12 protein-coding genes are annotated in these 12,803 nt (G+C 59.5%); 1 reads left to right on the forward strand and 11 read right to left on the reverse strand.

What is annotated here, in order from left to right:
* Positions 1 to 100 precede the first annotated feature (100 nt).
* The 7 genes from HX801_RS02170 to HX801_RS02200 all read right to left on the reverse strand — a co-directional run bounded on the left by HX801_RS02170 (position 101) and on the right by HX801_RS02200 (position 7,893).
* Positions 101 to 1,996 (reverse strand): TonB-dependent receptor domain-containing protein, encoded by a 1,896-nt coding sequence (locus HX801_RS02170; RefSeq protein WP_177021480.1) that lies wholly within the window; start codon positions 1,994 to 1,996, stop codon positions 101 to 103.
* Positions 1,997 to 2,138: 142 nt separating this feature from the next.
* The gene (gene dxs / locus HX801_RS02175; protein ID WP_008436502.1) at positions 2,139 to 4,037 is read right to left on the reverse strand and encodes a 1-deoxy-D-xylulose-5-phosphate synthase; all 1,899 of its coding nucleotides are present in this window, start codon (positions 4,035 to 4,037) and stop codon (positions 2,139 to 2,141) included.
* Positions 4,038 to 4,147: 110 nt separating this feature from the next.
* Positions 4,148 to 5,035: a (2E,6E)-farnesyl diphosphate synthase gene (gene ispA, locus HX801_RS02180; protein ID WP_177021481.1), complete on the reverse strand. Its 888-nt coding sequence runs from the start codon at positions 5,033 to 5,035 to the stop codon at positions 4,148 to 4,150.
* A complete protein-coding gene (locus HX801_RS02185) occupies positions 5,032 to 5,274 on the reverse strand; it encodes an exodeoxyribonuclease VII small subunit (protein ID WP_003209964.1) in 243 nt (80 codons plus the stop codon). Before HX801_RS02185 ends, ispA begins: the two co-directional genes overlap by 4 nt.
* 88 nt (positions 5,275 to 5,362) lie before the next feature.
* Positions 5,363 to 6,502 carry a Fic family protein gene (locus HX801_RS02190; RefSeq protein ID WP_177021482.1) on the reverse strand — a complete coding sequence of 380 codons (1,140 nt, stop codon included), beginning with the start codon at positions 6,500 to 6,502 and terminating at the stop codon, positions 5,363 to 5,365.
* 415 nt (positions 6,503 to 6,917) lie between these two features.
* Positions 6,918 to 7,310, reverse strand: coding sequence for a MerR family transcriptional regulator (locus tag HX801_RS02195; protein ID WP_087692355.1), 393 nt, complete (start codon positions 7,308 to 7,310; stop codon positions 6,918 to 6,920).
* Positions 7,249 to 7,893, reverse strand: coding sequence for an NAD(P)H-dependent oxidoreductase (locus HX801_RS02200; protein WP_177021483.1), 645 nt, complete (start codon positions 7,891 to 7,893; stop codon positions 7,249 to 7,251). The genes HX801_RS02195 and HX801_RS02200 overlap by 62 nt, the downstream gene beginning before the upstream one ends.
* A 399-nt stretch (positions 7,894 to 8,292) precedes the next feature.
* Here HX801_RS02200 and HX801_RS02205 point away from each other — a divergent pair, with 399 nt between their 5' ends.
* Entirely contained in the window at positions 8,293 to 8,604 is a 312-nt protein-coding gene (locus tag HX801_RS02205) for a DUF6124 family protein (protein ID WP_003219377.1), read from the forward strand.
* Between the two features lie 123 nt (positions 8,605 to 8,727).
* On the opposite strand, the gene fic is transcribed toward HX801_RS02205, so the two are convergent.
* The 4 genes from fic to HX801_RS02225 all read right to left on the reverse strand — a co-directional run bounded on the left by fic (position 8,728) and on the right by HX801_RS02225 (position 12,798).
* Positions 8,728 to 9,849 (reverse strand): protein adenylyltransferase Fic, encoded by a 1,122-nt coding sequence (gene fic, locus HX801_RS02210; RefSeq protein WP_177021484.1) that lies wholly within the window; start codon positions 9,847 to 9,849, stop codon positions 8,728 to 8,730.
* Between the two features lie 506 nt (positions 9,850 to 10,355).
* Positions 10,356 to 11,132 (reverse strand): XRE family transcriptional regulator, encoded by a 777-nt coding sequence (locus tag HX801_RS02215; protein ID WP_177021485.1) that lies wholly within the window; start codon positions 11,130 to 11,132, stop codon positions 10,356 to 10,358.
* Positions 11,133 to 11,346: 214 nt separating this feature from the next.
* Positions 11,347 to 11,874: an inorganic diphosphatase gene (gene ppa, locus HX801_RS02220; RefSeq protein ID WP_003219382.1), complete on the reverse strand. Its 528-nt coding sequence runs from the start codon at positions 11,872 to 11,874 to the stop codon at positions 11,347 to 11,349.
* A 93-nt stretch (positions 11,875 to 11,967) separates the two neighbouring features.
* The gene (locus HX801_RS02225; RefSeq protein ID WP_008436519.1) at positions 11,968 to 12,798 is read right to left on the reverse strand and encodes a zinc-dependent peptidase; all 831 of its coding nucleotides are present in this window, start codon (positions 12,796 to 12,798) and stop codon (positions 11,968 to 11,970) included.
* Between the last annotated feature and the right edge of the window lie 5 nt (positions 12,799 to 12,803).

The raw sequence follows: 12,803 nt of genomic DNA on the forward strand, positions 1-12,803 counted from the left end.
ATCGCAGGCAAGCCAGCTCCCACATTTGACCGAGTCGTCTGGATAAGCACGGTCCCCTGTGGGAGCCGGGCTTGCCCGCGATGAGGCCGGTGCAGGCGACTTAGAGTTCCGGCGTCCAGGTCACCCCGAACATCAGTGCCCGGCCTTCTTCCCGATAGCCATATTGCTGGCCTTGATACTGATACAGCGCCCGGCTGTAGTCCTTGTTCAGCAGGTTATCGAGCTTCATTTCCAGCGTGACTTCATGGTTCACCGCCCAACTGCCCCGTAGCCCGAGCAAGCCATACCCGCCCAGGCGTTGCTGGTTCGCCGCATCGTCGTAGCTGCTGCTCACCGCTTGCCAGCTGGCGCCGACGCCGAATTGATCGAATTGGCGATCCAGGTCCAGGCTCAGGGTGCGCCGGGCTCGACGCGCCAGTGTGCGCCCGGTGTCGCGGTCGCGTGGGTCGATCAATGCAACGGCGAGGCTGCTTTGCCAGCCGAACAGTTCTTGCTTGAGCGCCGCCTCGAAGCCGTTGATGCGTGCGGCGCTGACGTTTTGCGGGCCGTTGCTGGCAAACACGATCGCATCCTGAATATCGGTGCGGTACAGCGAGGTTTCCAGTCGGCTGCTGTCGCTGAGCTGGCTGCGCCATTGCACTTCGTAGCTTTTCGATGTCTCGGGCTTGAGGTTCGGGTTACTGTTTTTGAAGCCGAATTCGTCCGGGTAGTAGAGGTCGTTGAACGTAGGCGCGCGGAAGCCTTCGCTGTAGCTCAGCAACAGATCATTGTCCGGGTTCAGCGGCAGGGTGAAGGTGCCGCTCCAACTATTGTGGCCGCCGAACTGTTGGTTATCGTCGCGACGCAGGCCCAGTTCAGTGGAAAAGGACTGGGCTTGAAAACGGTGCTGGATAAACACCGCTCGATTCCAGCGACTGTCTTCGGCGAACGCTGTGCTGCTGTTGACCTGGTCCTCGTACCAGTCGCCGCCCAGTATCAGGCTGTTCTGCTCATTGAGGGTCAGGTCGTTCTGCCAGTTCAGTGAGTTGCGGTAAGTGTTGAACACGCTGCGTTCGGTGCTGAGCTTGTCCCGGGTTTCTTCGCGGTTTTCGCTGTGGCCCGCTTCCAGCCGGGACTTCCACGTGTCATTGATACGCGCGTCAACATAGGTGCTGACACTGCTCACGGTGAAGTGGGTGTAGGGCTTTTGCTGGAAGCTTTGGAAGGTGGTCGAATCGAAGCGACCGAACGGGTTGTCGAATTCGCTTTTGCCGCGGTTATCCAGCACGTTCACACCCGCTTCGAGGTCATCGTTGAAGGCATGGCTCAGGCTGAAACTGATGGCCTGGTTGCGATAGGCGTCATGGTCACGGTCGCTGGGATAGGAGTCGTACGTGCGATTGATTCCGGCCGTGTCATCCAGGCTGGCGCCGAGGTTGAAGCGGGTTTGCGCATCGCCGCCGGACAAGCCCAGGCTGCGTTCCCACGTCTGGTTGCTGCCAAATCCCACATGCAGGCGGGGTTGCAGGCCGGACTCGTTACCACGCCGGGTGAAAATCTGGATCACCCCGCCAATCGCATCGCTGCCGTAGATCACCGAGCGCGAACCTCGCAGGACTTCCACGCGTTCGATCTGCTGGATGTTCAGGTGCTGCAGGTTGCTGTCGCCGGAAGTCGAGTTGCCGATGCGCTGGCCGTCGACCAGCACCAGGCTCTGGGCCGACTTGGTGCCACGAATGTAAACGCTTGCCAGGCTGCCGCGGCCACCGGCCTGTGAAACCTGCACGCCGGGCACGCGGCTGAGCAAGTCGGTCACGCTGGTGGGTTGCAGGCGGTCGATGTCGTCGCGGGTGAAGACGGTGTTGGCGGCGCTGCTGTCGTTGCGCGCCTGGACCTGGCGGTTGGCGCTGATCACCATGTCGGGCAGCTTGAGGGCTTGGTCGCGTTCGAAACTGTCGGCGAGCAGGTCGGTGGCGGGCAGTAACAGAAGGGGCAGGGCGAGGCGAAGGCGGTTCATGGGCTGTCCGTAGCATTTGAAGTTGGCATAAAACAAATGTGGGAGCGGGCTTGCTCGCGAAGGCGCAGTGTCAGTCAATGCATCTGTCGACTGACCCAGCGCTTTCGCGAGCAAGCCCGCTCCCACATTTTTAATCGCGTTTCTACAGGCCCAGCAGGGCCATGCGCTGACGAACCGAAGCTTCAATCCCGGATTCATCCAGCCCGCACTCGGCCAGCATCTGCGCCGGCTTGGCATGCTCGACATACACATCCGGCAAGCCCAGGTGCAGCACCGACTTGAGGATATTCTCCCGTGCCAGGAACTCACTGACTGCCGCACCGGCGCCGCCCATGATGGCGTTTTCTTCGATGGTCACCAGCAGCTCATGGCTGCCGGCGATCTCGCGCACCAAGGCCTCGTCCAGTGGCTTGACGAAACGCATGTCTACCACCGTGGCGTCGATCTTCTCGGCCACTTTCAAGGCTTCAGCCAATTGCACGCCGAACACCAGCAAGGCAACGCCGCTGCCCTGGCGGCGGACGATACCCTTGCCGATTTCGATAGGCTCAAGGTCCTTTTCGATCACCGCATTCGGACCATTCCCCCGCGGATAGCGCACAGCCGCCGGGCCGTTGTACAGGTGGCCGGTGCTGAGCATCTTGCGCAGTTCGTTCTCGTCGCTCGGGGTCATCACCAGCATGCCGGGGATGCAGCGCAGGTACGAGAGGTCGAAGCTGCCGGCATGGGTCGGGCCGTCTTCGCCCACCAGGCCCGCACGGTCGATGGCGAACAGTACGTCGAGGTTCTGCACCGCGACGTCATGAATCAACTGGTCATAACCGCGTTGCAGGAACGTAGAGTAGATCGCGACTACCGGCTTGGCGCCTTCACAGGCCATGCCCGCGGCGAAGGTCACCGCATGTTGCTCGGCGATGGCCACGTCGAAATAGCGCAGCGGGAAACGCTCGCTGAACGCCACCAGGTCGGAACCTTCCTTCATCGCCGGGGTGATGCCCACCAGGCGCGGGTCGGCGGCGGCCATGTCACACAGCCATTCGCCGAACACACCGGAATACTTTGGCCCGCTGGGCTTCTTCGGCGCGGCGGCCGGGGCGTTCAGCGGTTCCAGCTTGGTGATCGCGTGGTAACCAATCGGGTCGACTTCCGCCGGGGCGAAGCCTTTGCCTTTCTTGGTCACGATATGCAGGAACTGCGGGCCTTTAAGGTCACGCATGTTGCGCAGGGTGGCGATCAGGGTTGGCAGGTCATGGCCGTCGATCGGGCCGATGTAGTTCCAGCCCAGCTCTTCGAACAGGGTGCCGGGAACCAGCATCCCCTTGGCATATTCTTCGGTACGACGGGCAATTTCCCACGCGCCGGGCAGACGCGAGAGCACCTTCTTGCTGCCTTCACGCATGCTGGCGTAAGTGCGGCTGGAGAGGATTTTTGCCAGGTAATTCGACAGGCCACCGACATTGCGCGAGATCGACATGTCGTTGTCGTTGAGGATCACCAGCATGTTGGCGTCCACTTCCGGCGCGTGGTTCAGCGCCTCGAAGGCCATGCCGGCGGTCAACGCGCCATCACCGATCACCGCAATCGCCTTGCGATCGCTGTTTTGCAGGCGGGCGGCAATCGCCATGCCCAACGCTGCACTGATAGAGGTGCTGGAGTGGCCGACGCCAAAGGTGTCGTACTCGCTCTCGGAGCGGCGCGGGAAGGCGGCGATGCCATCCTTCTGGCGCAGTGTGGCCATGCGCTCGCGGCGTCCGGTGAGAATCTTGTGCGGATAGGCCTGATGACCCACGTCCCACACCAGCCGGTCGTCCGGAGTGTCGAATACGTAATGCAGCGCAATGGTCAGCTCGATGACGCCCAGGCCGGCACCGAAATGCCCACCGGTCTGGCCGACCGTGTAGAGCAATTCCAGGCGCAACTCATCGGCCAGGGTTTCCAGCTCGGCTTCACCCAGGCGGCGCAGGCCGGCTGGCGTGTTGGCACGGTCCAGCAGGGGCGTGGCCGGGCGCTTGCGGGGAATCTCTTGAAACGTCGTGGGCATCAGGCGAATCGTTATAGGTATAGAAGAGGCGGCAGTTTACCTCAAGCATCGCAAACTGCCCACGCAGAGCGCCGAACTTGGCTGATATGCGGTGGAAAAGGCCGCTGTTGTCAGTGGCGACGTTCGACGATATACCGCGCCAGGTCACGCAGTGGCTCGGCAGCCGCGTCGAAAGGTCGCAGGGCATCCAGGGCCTGGTCCCGCAGCTCCAGGGCGTACGCCTTGGCGGCTTCCAGCCCGAGAAGCGAAGGATAAGTCGGCTTGTCCCGTGCGATATCAGCACCCTGGCGCTTGCCGAGGGTCGCGGTATCGCTTTCAACGTCGAGAATATCGTCCTGCACCTGGAACGCCAGGCCGATGGCCCGCGCGTAGGTTTGCAGCGCCGCCAGTTGCGCAGCTTCGGCACGGCCACTGGCCAGGGCGCCGAGGTGCACGGCGGCCTCGATCAGCGCGCCGGTCTTGTGGCGGTGCATGTATTCCAGGGCTTGTTGATCGAGCTTCAAACCGACCGAACCCAGGTCAATCGCCTGACCGCCGACCATGCCGGCAGGCCCTGCGGCCAGCGCCAGCGCGGTAACCATGCGCAGACGGATCTCGGCGTTGACGCTGCTCAGGCGCGGGTCCAGCAGGGCGCTGAACGCCAGGCTTTGCAGGCCGTCACCGGCGAGAATCGCGCAGGCTTCATCAAAGGCTTTATGGGTAGTGGGTTGGCCGCGACGCAGATCGTCGTCGTCCATTGCCGGCAAATCGTCGTGTACCAGGGAGTAAGCGTGGATCAACTCCACCGCACAGGCGGCGCCGTTGGCTTCCTCCGCCTGGGCGCCGAGGGCTTCACAGGCCGCATAGGCGAGCAACGGGCGAACCCGCTTGCCACCGTTCATCACGCTGTAGCGCATGGCCTCATACAGGCGGTTCAGCTCAGGGCTGGGCGCGACAAACAGCGGTTCCAGCGCAGCATTGACCCGGGCCTGGCTGTCGGCCTGATAAGCGTCGATCATTCAGGCTGTTCCGCATCGAAAGGTTCTTCGGCCAACTCCCCATCGCGTTCCAGCAACACCTGGACCTTCTGCTCCGCCTGCGCCAGGGCGCTCTGGCAGTCGCGGGTCAGGCCGATGCCTTGCTCGAATGCGGTCAACGAGTCTTCCAGCGACAACTCGCCGTTCTCCATCCGCTCGACCAGGGTTTGCAGGTCGGCGAGGGATTGTTCGAAATCGAGTGCAACTTTTTTGCGGGCCATGGCGGCTATTCCGGTAGACGGTAAACCGGCGCGACACTAGCAGACATGGGGGATTGGGGCAAATGAGTGGGGGGATTTGCCTTGAAAATCAATCGCCTTGGGTGTTGATTTGATAGCGGGTGCTGCGGCCGCCGCCGGGTAGCCGAACCAGGCAGTTTTTTTCCAGAAGATCGGCCAGATGTCGGGTCGCCGTGGCCTTGGACACTTTGGCCACTGCCTGATACTGGGCGGCGCTGATCCCGTGCTCAAAGCCCTTTTCGCCACCGTCGAGCAGGCGATTCAAGACTTTGGTCTGTTCGGCGCTGAGTGCGTGGTCCCGATGCTGCTGCCAGAAGCGGGTTTTGCCCAGTACCCGGTCAATCCGCACCATGGCCTGCTGCAAGCTACGAAGCAGCGTTTGCAGGAACCACTCAAGCCAATCGGTGATATCCAGCGTGGCCTTTTGACTGGTTTCCAGTGCACGGTAATAGCCCGCCCGGTCTTCAAGGATGCTCGCCGACATCGCGTAGAAGCGGATCGCTTGATGCTCTGCCTGGGCAAGCGCGAGGTCGGTAATCGCCCGCGTCAGACGACCATTACCATCATCGAAGGGATGCAGGGTGACGAACCAGAAATGCGCCAGGCCTGCGCGCAGCAATGGGTCAAGGGCCGCATGATGGCGACTGGCTTCAAACCATTCGATGAAATCGTCCAGCGACTGCTCTAGCCCTTGGCGGGGTGGGGCCTCGAAATGCACAGTGGGTCGGTCCAGTCGTCCCGACACAACCTGCATGGGCTCATCCCCCCTTAGCGCGCCTACGTTCAAGCCGTGGGTGGAAAAGCGGGCCTCCTCGGCGGGAAACAACCACCGATGCCAGTTAAATAGACGGGTGAGGGTAAACGGTTGAGCAAACTGTTGCGTGGCGTCCAGCATCAAGTCAGCCAGACCCTCGCTGCGTCGGCTCACTGAGCCGTCTTGCAATTGCTCCAGGCCCAGGCGTCGGGCCAAAGAGGAACGTACGGAACCCATATTCAGTTGCTCACCCTCGATTGCCGAGGAGGTCAGAATGTTTTGCAGCAACGCATCCAGTTCATTCTCTGAACTCTGGGCCTGGCTGACCGAACCGAGCATGCCCAGCAACTTTCCTTGCGCCTGCGTGCACTCTCGCAACAACGCTGCAAGGCGCTCTGGTTGCCAGTGAAAGTGCGGCCAGTCGGGTTGTTGCCAGATCCAGTTCGGGTGATCCATGGAGGCATGCTCGGTATGTGAGCCGAATAGAAGGCTTATTCGGCTCATTTGGTGAGCCGATTGTGTGAGCGATTCGGCTCACTGTCCAGTCAGATGCGCACATCAGGCACAGCGCCGCCTCATCACTGGCCAGCAGGATCGCCTGTTCCATAACCTTTGGCGCAGTACTCGCCAGCTCATCAATTCGCTGGCTGTCGCCCCCAGGCTTTCAAACAGCTTGCCGGCGTCCTTGAAGATCTCCTGCACTTGCTTGATGGCGTCCCACACGCCGGTAATCGCCGTCCAACTTCCCGCCAGCACGCCATTGCCAATCGCGCTCGAAGTGGACCTTTCCCAGTGCGGCCGGAAACCACTCCATTACTTGCGAAGCTTTTTCTGTTCCGAGCCGCTGCCCGGTACTACGTAAAACAGCGGTTCAGCTCATTGACGGCCGTGGCGTTTTCGGTGGTGCGTTGCATTGACCCTGAGCGTCCTTGAGACTGGCCTCAAATTCGACCAATCCCCCGTGCATCTTCTGCAGCGCTTCGATTTGCTTCATCAGTTCCTGCTTTTTGTTGGTGATTGCCTTGTCCGCCAGCTCCCAGGGCAACCCATCACCAGGATGCCCGACCAGAATCACCTGCAACTCCTTGAGCTTGAAACCCAACTGCTGGGCACACTTGATGAACGTCAGCAGCTCGACACTTTGCGTAGAGTAAATCCGATAACGGCCTTCCCGCTGCGGCGGCGGCAACAGGCCGATGGCCTCATAGTGACGAATCGCCTTGATGGTTGTGCCCGACAGTTGCGCGGCTTTGCCGATGTACATGAAAAATCCTTTTCCCAAAGAGTGCGCCGGCCTGTTTCAGCCACTGTTCCCGCTGTGCTGGCGTAGAGCCAAGCACCGGCCCGAACTGCAACGTCTTGATCGGCTGGATGCCACAAAACTCCAGCGTCGTCTTGCGTATCTGGTGCAGCGCGGGCATGCGGTAGAACCACCTGTAATACCACGGCGGCGTGTCCAGGGTCACCAGCAAGTGCGCGGTTCTGCCCTTCAGGAGTTTGTCGGGGAAGGCCTTTCCCTTGCGGTATTTGAAGGCGAAACCGGATAGGAAAATTCGGTCGATAAAACCTTTCATCAACGCAGGGATTCCACCCCACCAGATGGGGAAAACAAACGTCAGGTGATTGGCCCACAGGATGTCGGATTGAGCGTTGAGCAGGTCGGGTTCCAGAGGCTGGGCCTGGTTGTAGCCGTTGTGGAGGATAGGGTCGAAGGCCAGTTCACCCAGACGCAGGATGCGTACTTCGTGGCCGGCGTTTTTGGCGCTGGTGATGTAGGTGTCGGTGAGGGCCGAGCAGAAGCTGGTGCTGGAAGGGTGGCCGAGGATGACCAGGATGCGTTGGCTCATGGTGGTGCGGTCCTGAAAACTGGGATTTCAGGGTGAGGTGTGACCTTAGGGGGAGAGTCAAGAAGATGCAGTGATTGGGAATGGCCAGGAAGACTGATCCCTTTCATTTGCAGGACGTTTCCTAGAGAATTCCAAGCGCTTGCGCCAGCAAAATCCCGCGACTAGTCTGCGTTCCGTCACTGCATATTCGGTGATCGGGTTTAGTCGCCCGGATTCGATTGGCGCACGATCAGTTCATGAGTCAGGCCGTTTTTCGCCTGCACTTTTATGGTGGCTGTGCGCAGGGCGCCCTCGGGCGCGCCGGGTTTCCAATCGACCGGTCGACTAACCTGCGTACAGCTGCCGCCTTCGTTTAGTCGCGAGGAGTGGTGGCTCCAAATGTTTGATTGGAGATTTACCATGGTCAAAGTTACCCCCGATCCACCCGCATTCCATAAAGCCTTACTCCGCGACACTGATGCCTCGCGTCGAGTGATCGATCACTACCTTAAAGCGCCGGACGCGCAGCCTTCACCCAACCCGTTTACCGTCGATGACGAACTGAGTTTCGAAGATGCGCTGGCCCATGCTGCCGAGTTGCTGCATTGCGCCGTAGCAACCGCCCAGGCGTCGACCGAGCCGCTGAATGGCGCACAGCGGGCGGTGATGCATTTGGTGGAAATGTCGAAGGTGGTGGTGGATCGAGCGCTGGACTGTTTGCAGCCGAGGTGAGGACCTTAAGCCTACGCTGAGGTTGCGATGCATTTGGTCAGCGATCTACTGACCAAATGCTCATCATCCTGGCTCAGGGGCGGAAATCCCGGCAGACGATCGCCATGGATTAAAGCGGTCCCCTCAGGCGTATGGCTTGAAGTCATTGCTGTCGCGAGTGAGTAGCTGCATCAGTTTGGGATGAATGAAGAGCTTTTCCTTTCCAACCTGCACCTCTTGCAGAACATCAATGGCGACTAGCTCTTTGAGGTAGCGGGAGGCCGCTTGACGCTGTGCAATCTGTTTGTCAACTACGTTGCTGATACGGCAGTAGGGCTGTTCGAAAATGACGTCTACCAGCTCGCGGGAATAGGTTTTCGGCAACTGCTCACGAACAAACTGGGAGGTGTGTTCGGACAGGCTGCGTATAGCGGCAATTTTTGCACAGGTCCAGCGTGCTGTTTCCTCCACGGCACTGAGCATGTACAGCAGCCAGGGCTCCCAGGCTTGTTCGCGAGTGACGTCTAGCAACAAGCGGTAGTAATCGGCCCTATGGGCAATGATGTAACGGCTAAGGTAGAGAATCGGTAGATTCAGCAAGCCTTCCTGGATCAGGTACAGGGTGTTGAGCACTCGCCCGGTACGGCCATTGCCGTCGGTGAATGGGTGAATGGCTTCGAATTGATAGTGACTAACCGCCATACGTACTAATGGATCCAGGTCGGTCTCGTTGTGCAGGAAGCGCTCCCAGTTGGCGAGCATGTCACGTAAGCGATCTTCGCCTTCCGGTGGGGTATAGATGATCTCGCCGGTTCGGTCGTTGGCTAGCTGGACTCCTGGCACCCGGCGTATATCCATGTTCACGCCTTTAAGCGTGCGGCAGATTTCGACTGCAGCACCGGTGGAGAGTGGGCGGTCGGCCAACGATTGATAACCTTTCTGCAGGGCTTTGCGGTAGCGCAGTGCTTCCTTGGTCGCTGGGTCTGCGTGGCTATCCCCATCCTGAGCATGCTGAAAGAGCAAATCCGTGGTGGTGACGATACTTTCGATCTCTGAGCTGTCCTTGGCCTCCAGCAATGGAATGGTGTTGATCAGCATTGTCTGGTTAGGGATCAGCTCAGCCGCTTGCTTCAATTCGGCCAGGGCTGTGCGGGCCTCAATGCAGCGTTTGAGCACTGCATGGGTTTCCAGAACAGTTGCCGGTGGCAAAGTGGGAAGCTGGTTGTAGGGCTTGTCAGCCTGCCAGGGAAGGTGGGATGCGGTCATGGATGGGGCTCGGTCTTTGACTTATCCGTCTAAAGGTAAGAGGGGCTCATCAGGGCGCCCTTTCGTGGCGTCAGTGTAAACATGCGTGCACTACGTGTCGCTATATTTTGATTTTTGCGACACGTCTTGATGTCATGTCGTTGGTAACGACAGGTATGCGAAACGTGTTCTTGGAACGGGCTTTTAGCGACGTATCAGGCGAATGTCCTGAGGATGGAAAAGACGGCTTGCGTGCCTTGGAGCGGTTGGCGCGTTCTCAAATAGCTCGATGCCTGGCAGGTGTAGCGCATTTCTTCCAGGCATTAAAAAGCCGGCTTGTGGCCGGCTTCTCGGGGACTGGTTCAGCTTATTTTTGGTAAACCTCACCAGCCTTCAAATCGTTCACCCAGGCTCGCACCCAGATGATAAGGGGCATCAGCGGGAACTCCTCCGCATCGCCAGGCAGGGCGGACCGGCTTCACGCCAACCCCCTGCCAAATGTGCGGCGGATAATACCCACATTCGCCTCAATTTCCCAGCTCCGGATCCGATTTAGAGCCTTCGTAGCCCAATAAATGCTCATCCAGCGGCACCGGCGGGCGGCGGTTATTCAGTGTCGCCCACCAGAACACCCAACCCAGAATCTCAAAGTTCTGCTCATGCCGCTGCTCATAGGTCAAAAACTCGTCCGGATGCTCGGCGCTGTTGTGGCTGCGCATCCGCAGGCCACCTCCTGGACGGTTGTAGAGGTATTTGATCCGCAGCATTCCGTCGTGCTCTACCGCGTAGATTTCGCCATCGATGATCTGTTTGCGACCACAGTCGATGGCAAGGGTACTTCCGTCCTGGATGATGTCGATCATGCTGTTGCCGACCATGTAGGCCCCGAGTGCCCGCTCCGGGCTTACACCGATGGCTTCAAGGGTGTGCAGGGAGAGGCGGATGCTTTCGGTCGAGGTGAAGGTGGGGTGGAGGGGGATCTCCACGTCGATTTTTACCGGGCCCGAGACCGGGTGGGTGATGTAGTTGCCGCTGGTCTCGCGGGCGATACGGTGGGAGGTGTCTGCATCGGATCCTTCCAGCAGGTAGTTGGCGGGTGGATGTTTGGGGCCTTCGCCTGTGCGCAGCCAACGGCTGGTGACGCACAACAATTCTGCGAACTCGTTGAGCCGGCCCATGGGGACGCCGCGTTTGAACCAGTTGTTTACGTGTTGAGGCGTAACATCGCGGTTCTTGGCGAAGTCGGAAGCGGAAAGATGAACTTCCCGTAATAGCGCTCTTAAGCGATCACCTGATGTATTCATAAACGCAGAGTTTACTGGCCGTAAAATCAGATCAAATAAACCATGCGTTGAGTTGCTGTATGTAGGTGTTTCCTTATCGCAGGACTATTCTGCTAGTTGATTAAGCTAGTTAAACAATTGCTGTAAATATGTTTATTAAAGTAGCCGAATGTTTATATTTTTCCCACAAAAAAAGCCCCGTTTAATCGGGGCTTTTTCAGAGCGAATAGCGGTATCAGCCTTTGTAGGCAGCGACCGACTTCAGGATCTCGGCGCGGGCGGCGTCTGCATTGCCCCAACCGTCGATCTTCACCCATTTGCCTTTTTCGAGGTCTTTGTAGTTCTCGAAGAAGTGTTTGATCTGTTCCAGCAGCAGTGGCGGCAGATCGGTGTATTCCTTCACGTCGACATACAGCTGGGACAGCTTGTCGTGTGGTACTGCGATAACTTTGGCATCGCCGCCGCCGTCGTCAGTCATGTTCAGGATGCCGACCGGGCGGGCGCGGATAACCGAGCCTGGGGTAACCGGGTAAGGGGTCACGACCAGCACGTCGAGGGGGTCACCGTCGTCTGCCAGGGTGTTGGGGATGAAACCGTAGTTGGCCGGGTAGAACATCGGGGTGGCCATGAAACGGTCAACGAACAGGCAGTCGCTGTCTTTGTCGATTTCGTATTTGATCGGCGCGTGGTTGGCCGGAATCTCGATGGCGACGTAGATGTCGTTCGGCAGGTCTTTGCCAGCCGGAATCTTGCTGTAGCTCATTGGGCGTTGCCCCCGTAGTTGGCCATGGAACATGGCCGGATTGGCCTAAAAGTGGCGGCGATTATAGGCATATTCTGACGCCGATGCCATGCGTCAGACGTCGTAGTGCGCTTGGCGTTCCGTCTGATACCGCACGTCGCCGGCCTGCAGTTGGTGCAGGCGCGCCAGGGGATCCTGACGGTAGAAGTGGCTCAGTTGCTCGTACACCTGTGGATAACTGCTGACCAGTAAATCCGGGGCACTGAAGAAATATTCGCTGGTGACGGCAAAGAACTCGGCCGGGTTTTCCGCGGCGTAGGGGTCGATGGCCGTTTCGGCGTCAGGGTTGCGGTCGAGCTGGCGGTTGAGGTCGTCGAAGGCGCTTTGCATGACGCTGGCCCATTCCTGCACGCGCATGTCGTGGTGCAGGGGTGGCAGGCCGTTGGCGTCGCCGTTGAGCATGTCCAGCTTGTGGGCCAGTTCGTGAATGACCAGGTTGTAGCCTTCCCAGTTGCCGCTGGCCAGTACGCCGGGCCACGCAAGGATCACCGGGCCCTGTTGCCAGGCTTCGCCGCTGTGCTCGCCGTCCCACTCGTGCTCCACGCCGCTGGCGTCGCGATGGCGCTGCGGGCTGAGGAAGTCGTCGGGGTACAGCACGATCTCGTGGAAGCCCTGGTACCAGTCGAGGTCGCCAAGGTTCATCAGCGGCAGCTGTGCCTGGGCGGCGAGCAGCAGGCGCTGTTCCTGGTGCAGTTCGACGCCGGGCAGGGCGGTGAGGTGTTTTTCGGCGAGGAACACCACGCAGGCTTCCCGCAGCCACTGGTCTTGCTCGGCAGTGATGCCGTCGAGGAACGTCAGGTGATGGCGCACCCGCTGCCACGTTTCATCGGCAATCGGGTGCTTGGCCAGCAGGCGCCGGCGACGCCAGGCGCTGAGGGACCACATCGCAG

The sequence above is a fragment of the Pseudomonas sp. G1002 genome (assembly GCF_013385455.1).
In the GTDB taxonomy this organism is placed as follows: domain Bacteria; phylum Pseudomonadota; class Gammaproteobacteria; order Pseudomonadales; family Pseudomonadaceae; genus Aquipseudomonas.

Coding starts and splice junctions, on each gene's coding strand:
- HX801_RS02170 (WP_177021480.1), bottom strand. CDS start 1,996: ATGAACCGCCTTCGCCTCGCCCTGCCCCTTCTGTTACTGCCCGCCACC.
- HX801_RS02190 (WP_177021482.1), bottom strand. CDS start 6,502: ATGGATCACCCGAACTGGATCTGGCAACAACCCGACTGGCCGCACTTT.
- HX801_RS02195 (WP_087692355.1), bottom strand. CDS start 7,310: ATGTACATCGGCAAAGCCGCGCAACTGTCGGGCACAACCATCAAGGCG.
- ppa (WP_003219382.1), bottom strand. CDS start 11,874: ATGAGCTACAGCAAGATTCCGGCTGGCAAAGACCTGCCGAACGACATC.
- HX801_RS02205 (WP_003219377.1), top strand. CDS start 8,293: ATGGTCAAAGTTACCCCCGATCCACCCGCATTCCATAAAGCCTTACTC.
- HX801_RS02215 (WP_177021485.1), bottom strand. CDS start 11,132: ATGAATACATCAGGTGATCGCTTAAGAGCGCTATTACGGGAAGTTCAT.
- HX801_RS02185 (WP_003209964.1), bottom strand. CDS start 5,274: ATGGCCCGCAAAAAAGTTGCACTCGATTTCGAACAATCCCTCGCCGAC.
- HX801_RS02225 (WP_008436519.1), bottom strand. CDS start 12,798: ATGTGGTCCCTCAGCGCCTGGCGTCGCCGGCGCCTGCTGGCCAAGCAC.
- ispA (WP_177021481.1), bottom strand. CDS start 5,035: ATGATCGACGCTTATCAGGCCGACAGCCAGGCCCGGGTCAATGCTGCG.
- HX801_RS02200 (WP_177021483.1), bottom strand. CDS start 7,893: ATGAGCCAACGCATCCTGGTCATCCTCGGCCACCCTTCCAGCACCAGC.
- dxs (WP_008436502.1), bottom strand. CDS start 4,037: ATGCCCACGACGTTTCAAGAGATTCCCCGCAAGCGCCCGGCCACGCCC.
- fic (WP_177021484.1), bottom strand. CDS start 9,849: ATGACCGCATCCCACCTTCCCTGGCAGGCTGACAAGCCCTACAACCAG.